At 57.8% G+C, this 533-nt stretch carries 1 protein-coding gene; it reads left to right on the top strand.

Annotated elements, in window-relative coordinates:
• The coding region (locus tag AAEZ06_RS26860) for an immunoglobulin-like domain-containing protein (RefSeq protein WP_350617099.1) at positions 1-533 on the top strand (533 nt) is incomplete at both ends.

Raw genomic sequence — 533 nt, 5'->3', positions numbered from 1 at the left:
AAGTCCACCACCGGCGGCAATTTTGAGCAACTGACACCTAACACTGCGCCGGTTGAGACCAAGATCGTCGACTCGCTGGACAATACCGGCCTGACGCTGAGCGCTGAAGGCTCGATTGTTGAAGGCGGCAAGATTACCTACACCGCCACACTGACCAATCCCGCCGACACGGCCGTGACCGTGACGCTGAACAGCGGTGCGGTGATCACCATCGAAGCCGGGAAAACCAGCGGCTTCGTCGTGGTCGATACGCCGGTCAACGATGTTTACAACAATGGCAGCACCGTTACAGACTTCATCAAGTCCACCACCGGCGGCAACTTTGAGCAACTGACGCCTAATACCGCGCCGGTTGAGACCAAAATCGTCGACTCGCTGGATACTACAACGATCAAACTGACCGCCTCCGGCGAAGTCAGCGAAGGCGGTCAAGTTACTTACACCGCGACGCTGTCACACGCAGCCGGCAGCAACATGACCGTCACCCTCAGCAACGGGGCCGTGATTGAAATCGTTAAGGGCAACCTCTCCGG

Origin of the sequence: Pseudomonas sp. HY7a-MNA-CIBAN-0227, from assembly GCF_040310325.1 — a bacterium.
Classification (GTDB): Bacteria; Pseudomonadota; Gammaproteobacteria; order Pseudomonadales; family Pseudomonadaceae; genus Aquipseudomonas.
Note: the sequence above shows the minus strand (reverse complement) of the source record. Positions and strands in the feature narration are given on the sequence as shown.